Annotated in this window: 14 protein-coding genes; 6 read left to right on the top strand and 8 right to left on the bottom strand. The window is 74.1% G+C overall.

Annotated elements, in window-relative coordinates; translation table 11 throughout:
- From VF468_09100 to VF468_09090, 3 genes are all read left to right on the top strand, one after another.
- A partial coding sequence (locus VF468_09100) for a 2-oxoacid:acceptor oxidoreductase subunit alpha (GenBank protein ID HEX5878463.1) occupies positions 1-1,531 on the top strand: 1,531 nt, incomplete at its 5' end.
- Entirely contained in the window at positions 1,528-2,568 is a 1,041-nt protein-coding gene (locus tag VF468_09095; GenBank protein HEX5878462.1) for a 2-oxoacid:ferredoxin oxidoreductase subunit beta, read from the top strand. The genes VF468_09100 and VF468_09095, both read left to right, overlap by 4 nt.
- Positions 2,553-3,743 carry an HRDC domain-containing protein gene (locus VF468_09090; GenBank protein HEX5878461.1) on the top strand — a complete coding sequence of 397 codons (1,191 nt, stop codon included), beginning with the start codon at positions 2,553-2,555 and terminating at the stop codon, positions 3,741-3,743. Before VF468_09095 ends, VF468_09090 begins: the two co-directional genes overlap by 16 nt.
- A gap of 19 nt (positions 3,744-3,762) precedes the next feature.
- On the opposite strand, the gene VF468_09085 is transcribed toward VF468_09090, so the two are convergent.
- From VF468_09085 to VF468_09075, 3 genes are all read right to left on the bottom strand, one after another.
- Positions 3,763-4,197 carry a plastocyanin/azurin family copper-binding protein gene (locus VF468_09085; protein HEX5878460.1) on the bottom strand — a complete coding sequence of 145 codons (435 nt, stop codon included), beginning with the start codon at positions 4,195-4,197 and terminating at the stop codon, positions 3,763-3,765.
- A 128-nt stretch (positions 4,198-4,325) separates the two neighbouring features.
- Positions 4,326-5,084: a DUF6544 family protein gene (locus VF468_09080; protein HEX5878459.1), complete on the bottom strand. Its 759-nt coding sequence runs from the start codon at positions 5,082-5,084 to the stop codon at positions 4,326-4,328.
- Positions 5,085-5,112: 28 nt separating this feature from the next.
- Positions 5,113-6,183: a DUF2330 domain-containing protein gene (locus VF468_09075; GenBank protein ID HEX5878458.1), complete on the bottom strand. Its 1,071-nt coding sequence runs from the start codon at positions 6,181-6,183 to the stop codon at positions 5,113-5,115.
- A gap of 128 nt (positions 6,184-6,311) precedes the next feature.
- Between VF468_09075 and VF468_09070 the strand changes: the two genes are divergently transcribed.
- Positions 6,312-6,539, top strand: a complete 228-nt coding sequence (locus VF468_09070; GenBank protein ID HEX5878457.1) for a hypothetical protein — start codon at positions 6,312-6,314, stop codon at positions 6,537-6,539.
- Positions 6,540-6,567: 28 nt separating this feature from the next.
- Here VF468_09070 and VF468_09065 read toward each other — a convergent pair whose 3' ends face one another.
- From VF468_09065 to VF468_09055, 3 genes are read right to left on the bottom strand one after another with little or no spacing between them, the layout of a single operon-like run.
- A complete protein-coding gene (locus VF468_09065; GenBank protein HEX5878456.1) occupies positions 6,568-7,053 on the bottom strand; it encodes a hypothetical protein in 486 nt (161 codons plus the stop codon).
- 12 nt (positions 7,054-7,065) lie between these two features.
- A complete protein-coding gene (locus VF468_09060; protein ID HEX5878455.1) occupies positions 7,066-8,454 on the bottom strand; it encodes an aminotransferase class V-fold PLP-dependent enzyme in 1,389 nt (462 codons plus the stop codon).
- 45 nt (positions 8,455-8,499) lie between these two features.
- Positions 8,500-8,976, bottom strand: a complete 477-nt coding sequence (locus VF468_09055; GenBank protein HEX5878454.1) for a hypothetical protein — start codon at positions 8,974-8,976, stop codon at positions 8,500-8,502.
- A 41-nt stretch (positions 8,977-9,017) separates the two neighbouring features.
- Between VF468_09055 and VF468_09050 the strand changes: the two genes are divergently transcribed.
- The gene (locus tag VF468_09050) at positions 9,018-9,971 is read left to right on the top strand and encodes a DUF72 domain-containing protein (GenBank protein ID HEX5878453.1); all 954 of its coding nucleotides are present in this window, start codon (positions 9,018-9,020) and stop codon (positions 9,969-9,971) included.
- 395 nt (positions 9,972-10,366) lie between these two features.
- A complete protein-coding gene (locus VF468_09045; GenBank protein ID HEX5878452.1) occupies positions 10,367-10,591 on the top strand; it encodes a hypothetical protein in 225 nt (74 codons plus the stop codon).
- Positions 10,592-10,681: 90 nt separating this feature from the next.
- Here VF468_09045 and VF468_09040 read toward each other — a convergent pair whose 3' ends face one another.
- Both VF468_09040 and VF468_09035 read right to left on the bottom strand, forming a co-directional pair.
- Positions 10,682-11,629, bottom strand: coding sequence for a redoxin domain-containing protein (locus VF468_09040; GenBank protein ID HEX5878451.1), 948 nt, complete (start codon positions 11,627-11,629; stop codon positions 10,682-10,684).
- 6 nt (positions 11,630-11,635) lie between these two features.
- On the bottom strand, positions 11,636-12,160 hold a 525-nt coding region (locus VF468_09035; GenBank protein HEX5878450.1), incomplete at its 5' end, for an epoxide hydrolase.

The raw sequence follows: 12,160 nt of genomic DNA, 5'->3' as shown, positions 1-12,160 counted from the left end.
CGACTCCTTCACCCCGCGCAACCTCGACAAGGCCGGCTACGCCAGCAACCCGCTGGAGGACGGCACCCTGGCCGACTACCAGGTCCACCCGGTGGCGCTGACCTCCATGACGCTGGAGGCGCTGAAGGAGTACGACATCTCCAAGAAGGAGGCCGAGCGGGCCAAGAACATGTTCGCCCTCGGGCTCATGTCCTGGCTGTACTCGCGCCCGACCGAGGCCACCATCGCCTTCCTGGAGCGCAAGTTCGCCACCCGCCCGCTGATCGCCAAGGCGAACGTGGCCGCCTTCAAGGCCGGCTGGAACTTCGGCGAGACGACCGAGGACTTCGCCGTCGCCTACCAGGTCAAGCCGGCCCGGCTGCGGCCAGGGACCTACCGCAACATCTCCGGGAACCTGGCCCTGTCCTACGGGCTGGTCGCGGCCAGCCAGCTGTCGGGGCTGCCGCTGTTCCTCGGCGCCTACCCGATCACCCCGGCCTCCGACATCCTCCACGAGCTGTCCAAGCACAAGGCGTTCGGGGTCCGGACCTTCCAGGCCGAGGACGAGATCGCCGGGGTCGGGGCGGCCCTGGGAGCGGCGTTCGGGGGCTCGCTGGGCGTGACCACCTCCAGCGGCCCCGGGATCGCCCTCAAGGCCGAGACCATCGGGCTGGCCGTCTCCCTGGAGCTGCCCCTGCTGGTGATCGACATCCAGCGCAGCGGCCCCTCGACCGGCATGCCGACCAAGACCGAGCAGGCCGACCTGCTCCAGGTGCTGTTCGGCCGCAACGGGGAGGCTCCGGTGCCGGTGGTGGCGCCCTGCACCCCCTCGGACTGCTTCCACGCCGCCGTCGAGGCGGCCCGGATCGCGCTCAAGTACCGGACCCCGGTGGTGCTGCTGTCGGACGGCTACCTGGCCAACGGGTCGGAGCCGTGGCTGCTGCCGGACGTGGACTCGCTGCCCGACATCGGGGTGGAGTTCGCCACCGAGCCCAACCACGAGGGCGACTACTGGCCGTACCTTCGCGACGAGGCCACCCTGGCCCGGCCCTGGGCGGTCCCGGGGACGCCCGGCCTGGAGCACCGCATCGGCGGGCTCGAGAAGGCCGACGGCACCGGCAACATCAGCTACGACCCCGAGAACCACGACCGCATGGTCAACCTCCGGGCGGCCAAGGTGGCCGGCATGGCCGCCGACATCGCCCCCCTCGAGGTCGACCACCAGGACGGGTCGAAGCTGCTGGTGCTGGGCTGGGGCTCGACCTACGGGCCGATCGGGGCGGCGGTGCGGCGGGTCCGGGCCTCGGGGGCCCGGGTGTCCGTGGCCCACCTGCGCCACCTCAACCCGTTCCCGGCCAACCTCGGCGAGGTGCTGGCCGGCTACGACAAGGTCCTGATCCCGGAGATGAACCTGGGCCAGCTGCGCATGCTGGTCCGCTCCCGGTTCCTGGTCGACGCCGTCGGCTACAACAAGGTCCGGGGGCTGCCGTTCAAGGCCGAGGAGCTGGCCGACGCCATCATCGGCCTGCTCGACGAAGGAGCGACCAAGTGACTGCGGGCAACGGGCACGGCAACGGCGCCCCCGTGAAGCTCACCGCCAAGGACTTCAAGAGCGACCAGGAGGTCCGCTGGTGCCCCGGCTGCGGGGACTACGCGATCCTCTCGGCCGTGCAGGGCTTCATGCCGTCGCTGGGGATCCCCAGGGAGCGGATCGTGTTCATCTCGGGCATCGGCTGCTCCTCGCGCTTCCCCTACTACATGAACACCTACGGGATGCACTCGATCCACGGCCGGGCTCCGGCGATCGCCACCGGGCTGTCGGTGACCCGGCCCGACCTGTCGGTGTGGGTGATCACCGGCGACGGGGACGCCCTGTCGATCGGCGGCAACCACCTCGTCCACGCCCTGCGGCGCAACGTCAACCTCAAGATCCTGCTGTTCAACAACCAGATCTACGGGCTGACCAAGGGCCAGTACTCCCCCACCAGCGAGCTGGGCAAGATCACCAAGTCGACGCCGATGGGGTCGCTGGACCACCCGTTCAACCCGGTCAGCGTGGCCCTGGGCGCGGAGGCGACCTTCGTCGCCCGCTCGATCGACTCCGACCGCGCCCACCTCACCGAGGTGCTGGGCAAGGCGGCCGCCCACCAGGGCACCGCGTTCGTGGAGATCTACCAGAACTGCAACATCTTCAACGACGGCGCCTTCGACCTGCTGAAGGAGCCGGACACCCGGGCCGACAACCAGATCCGGCTGGAGCACGGCAAGCCGATCCGCTTCGGCGCCGACGGCGAGCGCGGGGTCCGGCTGACCGACGACTGCCGGATCGAGCTGGTCGAGGTGGCCGACGTCGGCGAGGACGCGCTGCTGGTCCACGACGAGCACCGGGCCGAGCCGAGTCTGGCCTTCATGCTCTGCCGGCTGTCCCACGGCGCCGACGGGCCGACCCCGATCGGGGTGTTCCGCGACGTCGAGCGGCCCGTGTACGACGAGCTCATGTCCGAGCAGCTGGAGGCGGCCACCACCAGGCAGGGCCGGGGTGACCTGGCCAAGCTGCTCCACGGCGGGGACACGTGGCGCCTCGGCTGAGCCTGGCCCCGCGCGCGGACCTGGGGGGGCTGGCCAGGGCGGCCAGGGCCGCCGGCCGCCTGGGCATCGACACCGAGTTCATGTCCGAGGGTCGCTACCGGGCCTTGCTCTGCCTGGTCGGGGTGGTGGTCGACGGCCCGGACGGGGACGGCGGGCCGCGGGTCGAGCTGGTCGACCCGCTGGACGAGCGGCTCGACCCCGGGCCGCTGGCCGAGGTCCTGGCCGACCCCGGGGTCGAGGTGGTGGTGCACGCCGGGCGCCAGGACGTGGCCCTGCTCCGGCGGGTCTGGCAGACCGAGGTCCGGGGCATCTTCGACACCCAGGTGGCGGCCGGGTTCGCCGGGTTCGGGGCCCAGACCGGGTACGGCAGCCTGCTCAACGACGTGCTCGGCCTGCGCCTGGCCAAGTCGGCCAGCTTCACCCGCTGGGACGACCGGCCGCTCAGCCCCGAGCAGCTCGCCTACGCCCGCGACGACGTGGCCCACCTGCTGCGCCTGGCCGACGCCCTCCAGGAGCGGCTGGCGGCCACCGGCCGGCTCCAGTGGGCGCGAGAGGAGTGCCGGCGCCTGGAGGAGGCCAGCGACGAGCGCGACCCGTGGCTGGTCTGGCAGCGCCTGCCCCGCATCGGCCAGCTCAACCCGCGGGCCCGGGCCGTGGCCCGCGAGCTGGCGGCCTGGCGGGAGCAGACCGCCGCCACCGAGGACCGCCCCGTCTCCTCGGTGCTGGGCGACGCCCCCCTGGTCGAGGTGGCCAAGCGGCGCCCGGGGGCGCCGTCGGCCCTTGAGCGGATCCGCGGCCTCCAGCCCTCGACCCTGCGCCGCCGCGCCGACGCCATCGTGGCCGCGGTCGCCCGCGGCCAGGCCGCCGAGCCGCTGCCCACCGAGGTGGTCGAGCGGCCCGACGCCAACCCGGCCGACGTGCCCGCCATCGCCCTGTCGGAGGCCCTGGTCCGGGCCCGGGCGCTCGACGCCGGCCTGGCCTACGAGCTGGTCGCCGCCCGCAACGACCTGGCCCAGGTGGTGGCCGCGGTCCGCCGCGGCCAGCCCGAGCCGCCGGTCCGCACCCTCCAGGGCTGGCGCCGCGACCTGGTCGGCGGCGAGCTCCTGGAGCTCCTGGCCGGCCGCCGCTCCGTGGCCGTCGACGGCTCCGGCCGCCTCCAGATCAGCCGCCGCTGACCCCCGGCGGCGCACCGGGTCAGCCGACCCGCACGGTGCCGTGCATGCCGTAGGCGTAGTGGCCGGGGAGGTGGCAGGCGAAGGTGAGCACGCGGCCGTCCAGGGCGGCCGGGAAGGCGTAGGCGGTGGCGGCCTCCTGGCCGGCCGGGACCGAGCGCTCGCCGGGGACGTCGCCGTGGTGCTGGCGTTCGCGGCCCTCCTCGTGGCGGCGCTGGACGGCGTCGTCGCCGAGGATGAACTCGTGGTCGATCGGGTCGGTGTTGCGCAGCACGAACCGCACCCGCTCGCCCGGGTCGACCCGGACCGCCGCCGGCTCGAAGCGGGAGTGGCGCATGGTCACCACCACCGTCCGCTCGCCCCCGCCGGCCAGCGACCCGGCCGACCAGACGGCGACCAGGGCGGCCGCGCCGCAGGCGACCAGGACGACGGCGAGCTGCCAGGGACGTGGGCGCATGCGGCCTCCGAGCGCTCCGGGTCGAGGGAACGACTGCAGGTTGGACGGGGCCGCCGGGACGCCGGTTCCCGGTGCCGCAAGCGGCGGCCGGCCCGGGGCCGCGTGTAGCGTGCCCGCTCGCCCCCAGATCAGGTCCCGGTCGGCCCGGCCGGCTGGAGGTCGGTGATCCGGTAGCGGAAGAACTCGCCCTCGGCCCAGCGGTCGGTGCCCCAGAACCAGCCGAGGCGGCCGGCGCTGGGAACGGTCAGGCCGTCGAAGCTGGCGTAGCCGGTGATCTGGCCCCCGAACCGGTGCCAGCCGAAGGCGCCGGCGCCGCCCGGGTCGCCCCAGCGGTCGAAGGCCAGCGACACCACGCGGCCGGCCGCGTCCAGGCGCAGCTCCAGCTCCAGCGGGGTCTCCCCCACCGCGAAGGCGGCCGTGACCCGGTCGGTGGCCGGGGCCGCCCAGCGGACCCCGAAGCGGGGCAGCAGGGCCGTCGGCAGCCAGATCCCCTCGGCCCCGGCCCGGCCGGCGGCGCTGCGGGCCACGTCGGCGCCCTCGGCGCGGGCCACGGTGACCAGGCCGGCCAGCTTCCACTCCAGCGCCCCGGCGCCGTCCAGGTAGCGGTCGGACCCGGCGATCAGCCAGGCCGCCCTGCCCGCCCAGACGAAGCCGTCCCGCGGGCTGAGGACCTGGCGGGCCCGGAACGGCAGCCAGCGGCCGACCTTGATGCTCCCCCGCATCCGCAGCCGGGCCGAGGTGGCCAGGGGCGTGCCCGGGGCGATGGCCAGGCCGAGGTGGCGGCGCACCGGCTCCGGCAGCCCGTCCAGCTCGGCCGGGTCGAAGCGGCCCGGCCCGGCCGGCCGCAGCAGCCGGGCCTCCAGGTCGGCCAGGGTGGTCGCGCCCATGCCGGCAGTATCCTCCCGGCCGGGCCGCTCAGCGCAGGGCCGAACGACCCCTCCGGCCCAGGACCAGCCCGGCCACGGTCACGGTGGCGCCCACGGCCACGACCGGCCACGCCCACCACGCGCCCGGCCCGGACGGCGCCGGCGCCTGGCCGTCCCTGCCGGCGGCCACCGGGACGGCCAGGCCGGCCGCCACCGGGGAGGGCCTGGCCCGGCCGCTGGCGTCGACGGCCAGGTCATGGGTCAGCTCATGGGTCGTCGTGTCGACCCGCAGGTAGCTGAGCCACATGCCCGAGGCCGGCAGCCAGTCCATGCCCTTGTCGGCGCGCAGGTCGGCCAGGAGCTGGGCCGAGGCCGGGCCGCTCCGCTCCAGGGCGACCCCGCGCCCCCCGGCGGCGACCGGCCGGGGCAGCACGGCCGGGCGCCGGTCGGTGAGCAGGTACACGTCGGCCTGGATCGGGTCAGCGGCCTGGTGGCCGAGGCCGAGGATGCGCAGCGGTACCCACGGATCGGCCGTCGGGATGGTCAGGTGGATCGGGGTGCCGTCGCCGAGGCGCTGGCCGCGGCCCTCGGCCCGGCGGGCGTCGAAGCTGGCCGCCAGGAAGACGGGGCTGCGGGCGGCGTAGAAGTCGAGCACCTCGGGGGCGTCGACCGACAGCCCGAAGCCGTGCTCGCGGGCCCAGTTCCCGACCGCCCGGCCGCCGCCGCGGAGCACGGTGATGTCGAGGGCGTCGACCTTGGTCTTGAGCAGCTCGGTGGCCCTGTCGCCGGCCTCGGCGGCCGCGGCGGCGCGCAGGAACTGCGGCTGCGGCTGGGTCTCGCGGACCAGGCGCTGGAGGGTCCACTCGCCGCCCTTGCGGACGTCGCTGGGGACGCCGGGCAGGGGCACGATGGAGCCGAACTTGGCCCCGCCGCCGGCGTAGGTGAACGACGTCAGGTAGTGCTCGACCCCGTCGTGGTAGCCGGCCAGGGTGGTCGTGCGGGCCAGCTGCACCGTGCCCCCCGGCCCCACCAGCCCCCCGCAGGCCAGGGCCGGCTGGGCCCCCAGCAGCAGCGCCGCCGCCACGGCGGCCAGCAGGCTCCAACGCCGCGTCCTCGTCATCGCGCATCCCGTCCCGGGTCGGTTCCGATGTGGCCTTGGACGGACCGGACCGCCGGGCGGTTCCCGGCGGAGGGGACCGGCCGGCGCGCTCCGGTCGGAGGCGCTCGTTGAGGAGGCGGCCTCCCGGCGTGCGTGCTGGACGGGCACGGCCGGATCATCGTGGCCAGCCGTGCCCTGGAGGTGCTGCTGGAGACATCCGCGACACGGGCCGCTTCGACCGGGCCATCGCCGCCCAGCGGGCCGGCGTCCGGGAGGCCATGGCCGTGCCGGTGACCGGCGCCGAGGGCGTGGTGGCGGCGCAGGCGGGGACGTCGGCCCTGGTCGGCGACCTGTTCGCCTCGGCGCTGTCCGCCTGACCGTCGCGGTGGCGGCGGCGCGGCGCGCTCAGTCCGCGAACGACCGCGCCGCCGCCGCCACCCGGTGGGGCTCCAGCGTGCGGCGCTGGGCGCGGGCCCGCTCGATCAGCCGGTCGTAGTCGGTCCCGGCCAGCCGCTGGTCGGCGGCGGCGGCCTCCTTGAGGGCCAGCCACATGGCCAGCTTGCCCTCGATCCCGAGTGACAGGGCCTCGGTCTCCAGCAGCCGGGTCAGCTCCGCGCTGCCGGTGAGGGCCGGGTTGAGCCGCAGCCGGCTGAGGCGTTCCAGCACCCACCCGGCCGCGTCCTTGACCGGGTGCCGGGCCACATCCAGGCGCGCCATGAGCTCCTCGAGCGACTTGCGGTCCTGCTCGATCTCGAGGTGCAGGGCGGCCATGACGTCGCCGAGCGCGGTGCCCTGGTTGTTGTCGCGCAGCTTCTCGGCCAGCTCCAGTCCGGCCGACGAGCCGGCCAGATGGTCGTTCAGGTAGACCCCGAGCAGCTCGTTCGACGGCATCGGCGCTCCCTCCTAGGTGGTCCCGGCGGCCGCGGCCAGGATGGCCGCCATCGACCGGTCGACGTCGGCGTCGCTGGTCGACCAGTTCGACACCGAGATGCGCATGGCGGCCATGCCGTGCCAGGTGGTGCCGCTCAGCCACAGCGTGCCGCCGGCCTGGACCCGGCGGATGACCTCGCGGGTGCGGCCGTCGTGGTCGCCGCTCGGGTCGGTGAAGCGGACCAGCACCTGGTTGAGCACGACCTCGTTGAGAACCTCGACCCCGTCGGCCGCCCCGAGGGCGGTGGCGAAGCGGCGGGCGTGGCCGCAGCACCGCTCCACCAGGTCGGCCACGCCGGAGCGGCCCAGCGAGCGCAGCGCCGCCCAGACCGGGAACCCCCGGGCCCGGCGCGAGAACTCCGGGGTGTAGGCGTCGGGGTCGCGCTCCCCCGCCGCCCCGGGCGTCAGGTAGCCGGCCACCGTGGAGAAGGCGGCCAGATGGGCCTGGGGGTGGGCGACGAACACGAGCCCGCTGTCGTAGGGGACGTTGAGCCACTTGTGGGCGTCGGTGGCCAGCGAGTCGGCCTGCTCGGCCCCGGCGACCAGGTGGCGCCGGGCCGGGCTGGCCGCCGCCCACAGCCCGAACGCGCCGTCCACGTGCACCCAGGCGCCGTGCGCGTGGGCGGCGGCGCAGATCGCGGCCAGGGGGTCGACGGCGCCGGTGTTGACGTTGCCGGCCTGGGCGCAGACGATCGCCGGCCCCCGGCAGGCGGCCAGCGCCTCGGGCAGGGCGGCGGCGTCCATGCGGCCCTGGTCGTCGGCGGGGACGACCCGCAGCCGGCCGCTGCCCAGGCCCAGGAGGCGCAGGGCGGCGTCGACGGTGACGTGGCGCTCGGCCCCGACCACGACCTCGACCGGCGGCGCCCCGACCAGGCCGTCGCGTTCCACGTCCCAGCCGGCGGCGGCGAGCACATGGTGGCGGGCCGCGGCCAGGCCGGTGAAGTTGGCCATCTGGCCGCCGGTGACGAAGCCGGTGGTCATGGTGGCCGGCAGCCCGAGCAGGTCGGTGAGCCAGCCGGCGGCCACCTCCTCGACCGTGGCCGCGGCCGGGCCGAGGGCGAACAGGCCGGCGTTCTGGTCCCAGGCGCTGGTCAGCCAGTCGGCGGCCACGGCGGCGGGCAGGCTCCCCCCGACGACGAACCCGAAGTAGCGGGGACCGGCGGAGGCGACCAGGCCGTCGTCGGCCAGCTTGGCCAGCTGGGCGACCACCTCGGCCGGGTCGGCGGGCCCGTCGGGCAGCGGCCCGCCCAGGCGTTCGCGCAGCTCGGCCGCGCCCGCCCGCGCCGCCACCGGCCGCTCGGACAGGCCGCGCAGGTACTGGGCCGCGTGGGCGGCCGCCGCCTCGAGCGCCCGCTCGGTCATGACCTCACCTCCCCGCCGACCCTTGGCTGCCCCCGTCGGGACCAGTCAAGCACAGCTGGTGGCGATGTCGTGGGCGTCGCCGAGACCCTCCCCGCGGAGCGTGAACGACGCGCTCCCGTTGCCGGGCACGGTCGGGCTCAGCTTCACCCCCGAGGTCCGCACCCGCCCGTCCGGACCCAGCCCGGTGATCCGGCAGCGGGCCCGGCCCCGCCGCTCGCCCTCGTTGACCACCCGCAGCTCGACCTCGACGGCCGCGCCGTCGGCGGTCACGGTCTGGCTGACCACCTCGGCCCGGAACGGCCCGACGCCGCGGAACACGAACCAGGCCCCGAAGGCGAGCAGGACGACGGCGGTCACGATCCCGACCAGCACGGTGGCGTGCCCCTGGATGGGGCTGGGTGTCGGCAGCCCGGCCGGGTTGTAGCGCAGCGCGTGGGCCGGGCCCTCGACCGGCTGCTCGCAGCGCTCGCAGACCTTGCCGCCGGCCTGCACCGGCGTCTGGCAGCGGGGGCAGACGCGCACGTTCACTCCGGCCGACGGTAGCACCCGCTATGCTGCCGCGCATGGCGAAGCAGCCGAACGGCGGCCGGGACAAGGGCGCGGTGCGGGTCGGGACCGCCTCCTGGACGGACCCGACGCTGCTCAAGTCCGGCTGGTACCCCAAGGGCGCCAACGACGCCGAGTCGCGCCTGCGCTTCTACGCCACCCAGTTCCCCATCGTCGAGGTCGACGCCACCTACTACTATCTGCCCCGCGAGGAGCAGGCCGGCCTCTGGGTCGACCGCACCCCGCCCGACTTCGTCTTCAACATCAAGGCGTTCAGCCTCCTGACCGGCCACCCGACCCGCCGCAAGGCCGTCCCCGAGGACCTGCTCGGCGAGATCGCCCCCGAGCACCGCGACAAGGAGCGCTTCTACGCCTCCCACCTCTCCGCCGACGGCCAGGCGGAGATCTGGCGCCGCTTCCGCGACGCCCTCCTCCCCCTCGACTCCGCCGGCAAGCTCGGCGCCGTCCTTCTGCAGTACCCCGAGTGGTTCACCCCCCGCCGCTCCAGCCGCGAGGAGCTCGGCGCCATCCGCGACCGCCTTCCCGGTTACCAGGTCTGCGTCGAGTTCCGCAACGCCGCCTGGCTGGCCACCGACCGCGACCGTGACCGCACCCTCGGCCTCCTCCAGGACCTCGACCTCCCCCTGGTCTGCGTCGACATGCCCCAGGGCTTCCGCTCCTCGGTCCCCACCGTCGCCGAGGCGACCTCCCCCGCCCTGTCGGTCGTCCGCTTCCACGGCCGCGACCCCGAGGCCTGGCAGAAGAAGACCGTCACCGAACGCTTCCGCTACCTCTACACCGAGCAGGAGCTGGCCGAGTGGGTCCCCAAGGTCGACCACCTGGCGTCCTCCGCCCATGAGGTCCACATCCTCATGAACAACTGCTACCGGGATCAGGCGGTGACCAACGCGGCCCAGCTCGCAGGCCTGTTGAGCAGCGCAGATGTGCCGATGGTGGCTCCGGGAGCCTGAAGCGTAGCGCTTCATGTCCCGATACGACTCGGCATGAGGCGTCCGGGCTTCGCTGTGCTCCCGGTCTCGTGGGAGCTGGCGCTGCGGGCTGATGGGTACGCCGACAACACCGTCAAGGCCTACCAGAACGCCTGGCCCATATGTCGAACACCGAATTCGAGGCTGGTGAGCATGGCAGAAGGAAGTCTCCGTCGAGGCGCCAAGCCCCACCACCAGCCGAACAGCACATGCAGCCCACGCCGGCCAGCAGGGCCAGCGACAGAGACGTAGCCTGGCGGAGCGGGAACCCCGACTGGTTCCGGCCGAGGTCTCGGCGGTGCGACGGGCCGGCCAACATGCGACCATGCTGCCGGGAGCGGCCTACCGGCAGGACCAGGAGCAGAGGAGTTGCCATCGTGGACGGCGCGACGGTGTCGGTGGCGGTCGTTGCCAGCCGCAGCGAGGCGGAGCTGATCGTCGGCATGCTGCGCAGTCATGGCGTGAGCGCAGCGGTGTCGGCAGATGATGCCGGAGGACAGTACCCGCAGATGCAGATCGAGGGTGTGCAGGTGCTGGTTGGCCGCTCCGATGAAGCCTCGGCCCGCCGGCTCCTCGCCGACGCCGATGACACCCTCGAGTAGGCCGGTCAACCCAGGACCTATCGGTGATGGATGTGCCGACGCGGCCTGACCCGCGCCTGGCCGGTAAGCGGGCTCGATCTGCGGGGACCGCTACCCGAACGTGAACACGTATGCCTCGGCGCCGGGCTCCAGGAAGGTGATCTCCAGGGTCCGGTCGCGGACCGCGTCGTGCGCGCGCACGAGCTGGTAGAGGCGGCCGTCGGCGAGCACGCCGCTCCCGTCAGGGTCGACGTCCACGCCGTGGGACGGGCCGGGAGCCTGGCCGTCGAGGAGCACGCGGAAGGGAATCGGCTCGCGCGCTCCGGGAGACAGCACCAGATGCGCGTCGCGGGCGCGGAACCGGTAGGCGATGGTTCCGCCGGCCTGGTCGAGGACGACACTCTCACGCCCGATCGTCCACTCTCCGGCGAGGGCCCAATGGTTGAGATGCAGGTGCTCGGGGAGCTCATAGGCGCGGCGTTCGTCGAAGGTGGCGCCGTCCGGTGACGCGAACTGGTCGCCGCGTCCGTAGCCGAGATAGGTCTCGGGCGTCCGCAGGTGCTCCCAGTCGGCCTCAGCCTCCACGCCGACCCCTTCGACGGAGACGAGCTCGCGCTGGATGCCGAGCAGCTGCTGGATGACGCGCTCGGATTGCTCGTAGCGGCCCTCGCCGAAGTGCTGGTCGGAGATGATGCCGTCGGACCCGACGAAGTACAGCGCCGGCCAGTAATGGTTGTCGAAGGCGCTCCAGATCGCGTAGTCGTTGTCGACCGCGACCGGGTAATCGATCCCTCGCGCTGTGGTCGCCTGCCGGACGAGGTCGAGCTCATGCTCGAAGGAGAACTCCGGGGTGTGGACGCCGATGACGACCAACCCGTCGGCTCGGTAGGCCTGGGACCAGGCACGGACATACGGCTCCTGGCGCAGCCAGTTGATGCAGGTCAGGGTCCAGAAGTTCACCACCACGACGTGGCCGCGCAGCTCGGCGGGGCTGAGTGGCTCGGAGTTGAGCCAGCCGGTCGCCCCGCCGAGCACGGGCAGGTGCACCCGTCCGAACACAGGTACCTACCGAAGCGACCGGAACGCGGCTCGGACTTCTTCGGAGAACAGCTGGGGCTCTTCCCAGGCGGCGAAGTGGCCGCCCTTGTCGACCTCGTTGAAGTAGGCGAGGTCGGGGTAGACCGCCTCGACCCAGCTCCGGGGCGACGCCCAGATCTCGCCGGGGAACGTGGTGAAGCCGACCGGCACCTTGACCGGCGGAGGAGGCTGGCCGCTCGCAAGCGCTGCGGCCAGCGCTCGTGCGTCCTCCCAGTAGGACCGGGCCGCCGATGCTGCGGTGCCGGTCAGCCAGTACAGCGTGATGTTGTCGACGATGGTGTCCCGGGTGAGGTTGCCCACGGGCTCGCCGTCGACGAACGCGGCCGAGATCTTGTAGTAGCTGTCGGTGTCGTGGTCGAGCAGCCAGGCGGCCAGGGCGACGGGGGAATCCAGCAGGGCGTAGCCGATCGTCTGGGGCCGGGTGGCCATCTCCAGGAAGTAGCCGAAGCCGTCCTGCCTGAACGTCGCGGCCGCCTCGGCCGCTGCGCGTTC

The organism is Actinomycetota bacterium (assembly GCA_036280995.1).
Taxonomy (GTDB): domain Bacteria; phylum Actinomycetota; class CALGFH01; order CALGFH01; family CALGFH01; genus CALGFH01.
Note: the sequence above shows the minus strand (reverse complement) of the source record. Positions and strands in the feature narration are given on the sequence as shown.

What these genes read in the sequence shown, in the direction of transcription:
- VF468_09085 (HEX5878460.1), bottom strand. Translation starts at nt 4,197, where the DNA reads ATGCGCCCACGTCCCTGGCAGCTCGCCGTCGTCCTGGTCGCCTGCGGC.
- VF468_09075 (HEX5878458.1), bottom strand. Translation starts at nt 6,183, where the DNA reads ATGACGAGGACGCGGCGTTGGAGCCTGCTGGCCGCCGTGGCGGCGGCG.
- VF468_09065 (HEX5878456.1), bottom strand. Translation starts at nt 7,053, where the DNA reads ATGCCGTCGAACGAGCTGCTCGGGGTCTACCTGAACGACCATCTGGCC.
- VF468_09060 (HEX5878455.1), bottom strand. Translation starts at nt 8,454, where the DNA reads ATGACCGAGCGGGCGCTCGAGGCGGCGGCCGCCCACGCGGCCCAGTAC.
- VF468_09050 (HEX5878453.1), top strand. Translation starts at nt 9,018, where the DNA reads ATGGCGAAGCAGCCGAACGGCGGCCGGGACAAGGGCGCGGTGCGGGTC.
- VF468_09080 (HEX5878459.1), bottom strand. Translation starts at nt 5,084, where the DNA reads ATGGGCGCGACCACCCTGGCCGACCTGGAGGCCCGGCTGCTGCGGCCG.